The sequence below is a fragment of the Streptomyces sp. NPDC002790 genome (assembly GCF_040295505.1).
In the GTDB taxonomy this organism is placed as follows: Bacteria; Actinomycetota; Actinomycetes; order Streptomycetales; family Streptomycetaceae; genus Streptomyces.
Genome location: NZ_JBEOVM010000199.1, coordinates 1 through 5,554 on the forward strand (window position 1 = coordinate 1; position 5,554 = coordinate 5,554).

6 protein-coding genes are annotated in these 5,554 nt (G+C 70.8%); 5 read left to right on the forward strand and 1 reads right to left on the reverse strand.

What is annotated here, in order from left to right; translation table 11 throughout:
* Positions 1-93: 93 nt before the first annotated feature.
* A complete protein-coding gene (locus tag ABT004_RS35655) occupies positions 94-1,170 on the reverse strand; it encodes a glycoside hydrolase family 6 protein (protein WP_351345764.1) in 1,077 nt (358 codons plus the stop codon).
* 187 nt (positions 1,171-1,357) lie between these two features.
* Between ABT004_RS35655 and ABT004_RS35660 the strand changes: the two genes are divergently transcribed.
* The 5 genes from ABT004_RS35660 to icmA all read left to right on the forward strand — a co-directional run bounded on the left by ABT004_RS35660 (position 1,358) and on the right by icmA (position 5,365).
* Complete coding sequence (locus ABT004_RS35660; protein WP_351345767.1) at positions 1,358-1,867, forward strand: MarR family winged helix-turn-helix transcriptional regulator; 510 nt, start codon at positions 1,358-1,360, stop codon at positions 1,865-1,867.
* Between the two features lie 72 nt (positions 1,868-1,939).
* Positions 1,940-2,278, forward strand: coding sequence for a DUF3817 domain-containing protein (locus ABT004_RS35665; RefSeq protein WP_351345770.1), 339 nt, complete (start codon positions 1,940-1,942; stop codon positions 2,276-2,278).
* Between the two features lie 98 nt (positions 2,279-2,376).
* A complete protein-coding gene (locus tag ABT004_RS35670; RefSeq protein WP_351345773.1) occupies positions 2,377-2,958 on the forward strand; it encodes a sugar O-acetyltransferase in 582 nt (193 codons plus the stop codon).
* 13 nt (positions 2,959-2,971) lie between these two features.
* Complete coding sequence (locus tag ABT004_RS35675) at positions 2,972-3,538, forward strand: TetR/AcrR family transcriptional regulator (protein WP_351345776.1); 567 nt, start codon at positions 2,972-2,974, stop codon at positions 3,536-3,538.
* 126 nt (positions 3,539-3,664) lie between these two features.
* Positions 3,665-5,365, forward strand: a complete 1,701-nt coding sequence (gene icmA, locus ABT004_RS35680; protein ID WP_351345779.1) for a coenzyme B12-dependent isobutyryl-CoA mutase large subunit — start codon at positions 3,665-3,667, stop codon at positions 5,363-5,365.
* The last annotated feature ends 189 nt before the right edge of the window (positions 5,366-5,554 follow it).

The following is a 5,554-nucleotide window of genomic DNA, read 5'->3' on the forward strand; positions in this document are numbered from 1 at the left end:
GGGCTTGAATATCAAGCCCCGCCGGCGATTGAGCAGGCTTTTCAAGCCCCTGCGGCGATTGAGCAGCGGGGTCCGGGGCGGAGCCCCGCGAGCTCAGCCCCGGGCCAGGCCCAGCGCGTAATCCGCCCACCACGTCCCAGCCGCCGGCCCACCGCGACACGTGCCGTCGGATTCGCCGGGCCGCTTCACCCACAGATTCGCGTCGATCAGGGCGTTGCCCGTACGCGTGCTCGGCGCGGAGCCAAGCGCCCGGCCCGGCGGATTGCACCACGCGTCACCCTGCCCGTCCCCATACGGCCCCGCGCCATTGCGACTCGTGTCGACGACGAAGTGCGCGCCGCCGAGCAGCCCGGAGAGCCGGCGGCCGTACGCCGCGCTGTCCTTGTCCGTCTGGAAGTTGGACACGTTCAGGGAGAAGCCGTCCGCCTTCCCGATCCCGGCCCGCCGCAACGGCTCCACCAGCTTCTTCGCGTCGGGGATCCAGGCGGGGTTGCCGGCGTCGACGTACACCTTGGTGTTCGGCTGCCGCTTGAGGCGGTCGATCGCCGACGACATCAGCGCGTACCGCTCGTCCTCGAACTGCTTCGGGGTGCAGCCGCTGACGATGTGTCCGATCGCGTCCGGTTCGAGGACGACGACGGCCTTCGCCCGCCCGATGCCGGAGGCGAACGCGTCGATCCACTGGTGGTAGAAGTCCGCGCTGTGCGCCCCGCCCGCCGAGTGCTGGCCGCAGTCGCGGTGCGGGATGTTGTACGCGACCAGGACCAGCGTCTTGTTCGCCTTCCTGGCCTGCGCGGCGGCCTCGGAGACCGGCGGGCGCGGATAGTCGCCCGGCGCCCACATCGCCTGTGGGCGTGCGGCGATGCGCTCGATCAGGGCGGCGTCGGAGCCTCGGCCCGCCCGCTTCCACTTCGCGACCTGGTCGGCGGCGTCGGAGTCCGGGTCGACCCAGAACGGCGAGGAGTCGGCCGCGGCGCCGGACGGGGCGGTCCGCTGCGCGGCCTCCGCGGCGGCGTCGCGGCCGCCACCGCCACTGCCCGCGCCGCCGCCCCCACCTCCACCACCGTCGGAGCAGCCGATGGCGACGGTGGACAGGAGGATCGCGGCACTGGTGAGCGCGAAGGTGCGAGTGGGGGTGCGGGTGGGCGTGTGTGCGGGTGGGACGGGCATCCTGCCCCCTGGTTCGGAGCGCGTACAGGGCGTACGAAGGCGTAGAAGAGCGTACGAAAGCGTAAATACCGGGCAATCGTTACACAGGGGTGTCGTTTCGCCGCGCATTAAGCGCCGCGGCAGGCGCCCGGGCCCAATGGTCGAGACGGGGCTGACCGTCATATGACCGCCCGGTAGGGTCGGGGGCGTGCCGAAGCCCCTCTCTCTCGCCTTCGATCCGATCGCCCGCGCCGACGAACTCTGGAAGCAGCGTTGGGGGTCCGTGCCGTCCATGGGCGCGATCACCTCGATCATGCGCGCGCACCAGATCCTGCTCGCCGAGGTCGACGCGGTCGTCAAGCCGTACGGGCTCACCTTCGCGCGCTACGAGGCGCTGGTCCTGCTCACCTTCTCCAAGGCGGGCGAGCTGCCCATGTCGAAGATCGGCGAGCGGCTCATGGTCCACCCCACGTCCGTGACGAACACGGTCGACCGGCTGGTGAAGTCCGGCCTCGTCGACAAGCGGCCCAACCCCAACGACGGGCGCGGCACGCTCGCCACCATCACGGACAAGGGCCGCGAGGCCGTCGACGCGGCCACCCGCGACCTCATGGCGATGGACTTCGGCCTCGGCGTGTACGACGCGGAGGAGTGCGGCGAGATCTTCGCGATGCTGCGGCCCCTGCGGGTGGCGGCGAGCGACTTCGCGGACGAGTGAGAACCGGCGGGTGAGACCCGGGCCACCCGGCCCGGCCGAAGATCGCGCAAAACGGGTGGTTACCCTCGACCCATGAAGAAATCCGTGCTGACCCGCTACCGCACGATGGCCTACGTGACCGGTGTGCTTCTGGTCCTCCTGTGCCTCGGCATGATCGCCAAGTACGCGTTCGGCATGGACGGCGCCGCGGACTTCACGCGCGTCATCGCCATCGCGCACGGCTGGTTGTACGTCGTCTATCTGGTCTTCGCCTTCGACCTGGGCTCCAAGGCCAAGTGGCCGCTCGGCAAGCAGCTGTGGGTGCTGATCGCCGGCACGATCCCGACCGCCGCCTTCTTCGTGGAGCGCAAGATCTCCGCCGAGCTCGAGGGCAAGGTCGCCGGCGGCGACGCGAAGCTCGCCAAGGCGTAACCGCAGCTCAGCGCGCGTATCCCTCCGTGGAGTGGATGCGCGCGTTCTCTGCGACCAGGAGTGTACGTTCGTACGCTCCTCGGTGTACGTTCGTCCGCATGCCCACGGACCACTTCGCCGACGACCCGCGCAGCAACCTGGAGCGGATGCTCGCCGGTGACCTCTACATCGCCGACGACCCGGAGATCGCCACCCGCCAGCAGCACGCCATGCGGCTCGCCGCCCGGTACGAGGACGCCTTCCTCGACGACCCCGGCAAGGCGGGCGAGGTGCTGACCGAGCTGCTCGGCTCCGTCGGTGAGGGCGTCGAGCTGCGGCCGCCGCTGTACGTCGACTACGGCAGCAACATCTCCATCGGCGCCCGCACCTTCGTCAACTACCGGCTGACCGCCCTCGACGTCGCCCGGATCACCATCGGCGAGGACTGCCAGATCGGCCCCGGCGTGCAACTCCTCACGCCCACCCACCCGGTGGAGCCCGGCCCGCGGCGCGACAAGCTGGAGGCCGCGCTGCCCATCACCATCGGCGACAACGTGTGGCTCGGTGGCGGCGTCATCGTCTGCCCCGGCGTGACCATCGGCGCCAACAGCGTGATCGGCGCGGGCGCGGTGGTCACCAAGGACGTACCGGCGAACGTCGTCGCGGTCGGCAACCCCGCCCGTCCCGTCCGCGAGATCTGAGGGGCGCGGGCACATGGCCACAGGGCAGGCGGACCCGCGCCGCCGTGAGCGCATTCTCGCGGCGACCCTCGACCACATCGCCGACGAGGGCGTCGCGGGGGTCTCGCACCGCAAGATCGCCGCGCGCGCCGGGGTGCCGCTCGGCTCGATGACGTACCACTTCGCGGGCATCGACGACCTGTTGCGCGAGGCCTTCACGGGGTTCGCCGACCACATCGTGGCCGTCTTCGAGCGCCACCTGGCGGGTGTCGGCACGCCGGACGAGGCGCGGGAGGCCGTCACCGAACTGATCCACGTGCTCTCCGAAGGTCCCCGGCGCGACCTGGTCCTCACCCAGGAGCTGTACACCCTCGCCGCCCGCCGCCCGGAGTACCGGGAGCTGACGCGGGCCTGGATGGCGCGCAGCAGGCAGCTGCTTGAGCGGCACTTCGACCCGGCCACGACCCGGCAGCTGGACGCGCTCATCGAGGGCCTCGCCCTGCACCGGGCCCTGGGCGAGGCCGGCCCCTACACCCGCGAACTGACCGCCGAGGCGGTGCGATGCCTCACGTCGGGCCGTTTGAGCCCCTGCGGCGATTGAGTAGCGGGGTCCGGGGCGGAGCCCCGAGGCGTCAACCACGGCACCGCCTGCTCAAACGCCGCAGGGGCTCAAACGGCTCGCCGTGGCCCATCGACATTTAGTAGGACGTCCAAGTAAATTTGGAGCATGGACGCTGACGCGATCGAGGAAGGCCGCCGACGCTGGCAGGCCCGTTACGACAAGGCCCGCAAGCGTGACGCGGACTTCACCACACTCTCCGGTGACCCGGTCGACCCCGTCTACGGGCCGCGGCCCGGGGACGCCTACGAGGGCTTCGAGCGGATCGGATGGCCGGGCGAGTACCCGTTCACCCGTGGCCTGTACCCGACCGGGTACCGGGGGCGGACGTGGACGATCCGCCAGTTCGCGGGGTTCGGCAACGCCGAGCAGACCAACGAGCGCTACAAGATGATCCTCCGCAACGGCGGCGGCGGTCTGTCCGTGGCCTTCGACATGCCCACGCTGATGGGGCGCGACTCCGACGACCCGCGCGCGCTCGGCGAGGTCGGGCACTGCGGTGTCGCGATCGACTCGGCGGCCGACATGGAGGTCCTCTTCAAGGACATCCCGCTGGGCGACGTCACGACGTCGATGACGATCAGCGGCCCCGCGGTCCCCGTCTTCTGCATGTACCTGGTGGCGGCCGAGCGGCAAGGAGTGGACCCCGCCGTGCTCAACGGCACGCTCCAGACCGACATCTTCAAGGAGTACATCGCGCAGAAGGAGTGGCTCTTCCAGCCCGAGCCGCATCTGCGCCTGATCGGCGACCTGATGGAACACTGCGCGCGGTCTATCCCCGCGTACAAGCCGCTCTCGGTCTCCGGCTATCACATCCGCGAGGCGGGCTCGACGGCCGCGCAGGAGCTGGCCTACACCCTCGCCGACGGCTTCGGCTATGTGGAACTGGGGCTGTCGCGCGGCATGGACGTGGACGTCTTCGCCCCCGGCCTCTCCTTCTTCTTCGACGCGCACGTGGACTTCTTCGAGGAGATCGCCAAGTTCCGCGCGGCGCGCCGCATTTGGGCCCGCTGGATGCGCGACGTGTACGGGGCGCGCAGCGAGAAGGCGCAGTGGCTGCGCTTCCACACGCAGACCGCGGGCGTCTCGCTGACGGCGCAGCAGCCGTACAACAACGTCGTCCGTACGGCGGTGGAGGCGCTGGCCGCGGTCCTCGGCGGCACCAACTCCCTGCACACGAACGCCCTCGACGAGACCCTCGCGCTGCCGAGCGAGCAGGCCGCCGAGATCGCGCTGCGTACTCAGCAGGTGCTGATGGAGGAGACCGGAGTCGGCAACGTCGCGGATCCGCTGGGCGGTTCCTGGTACGTGGAGCAGCTCACGGACCGGATCGAGGCCGACGCCGAGAAGATCTTCGACCAGATCAAGGAGCGCGGTCTGCGCGCCCACCCCGACGGGCAGCACCCCATCGGCCCCATCACCTCCGGCATCCTGCGCGGCATCGAGGACGGCTGGTTCACCGGCGAGATCGCCGAGTCGGCCTTCCGGTACCAGCAGTCCCTGGAGAAGGGCGACAAGAGGGTCGTCGGCGTCAATGTGGCGGAGGGGTCCGTCACGGGCGACCTGGAGATCCTGCGGGTCAGCCATGAGGTCGAGCGGGAGCAGGTGCGGGCGCTCGGCGGGCGCAAGTCGGGCCGGGACGACGCGGTGGTGCGGGTCGCCCTCGACCGGATGGTGGCGTCGGCACGGGACGGCTCGAACATGATCGCCCCTATGCTCGACGCGGTCCGGGCGGAGGCAACCCTCGGCGAAATCTGCGGGGTGCTCCGCGAGGAGTGGGGCGTGTACACGGAGCCGCCGGGCTTCTGAGGCCCGCCGGGGCGGGGCGCCTGCGCAGGTCGCGCGGCACCGGGCACCGATCTGCACCGTGGCCGACGCCCGCCGTCCTCGTTGCGCGGCACCGTGGCGCCGCCTTGCCCACCCTGCCGCCCAAGGCGGCAGATTGCCCACGGCGGCGACGGCCCGCCGTCGCGGGCGGGTGAGCCGGCTACCGGTGGC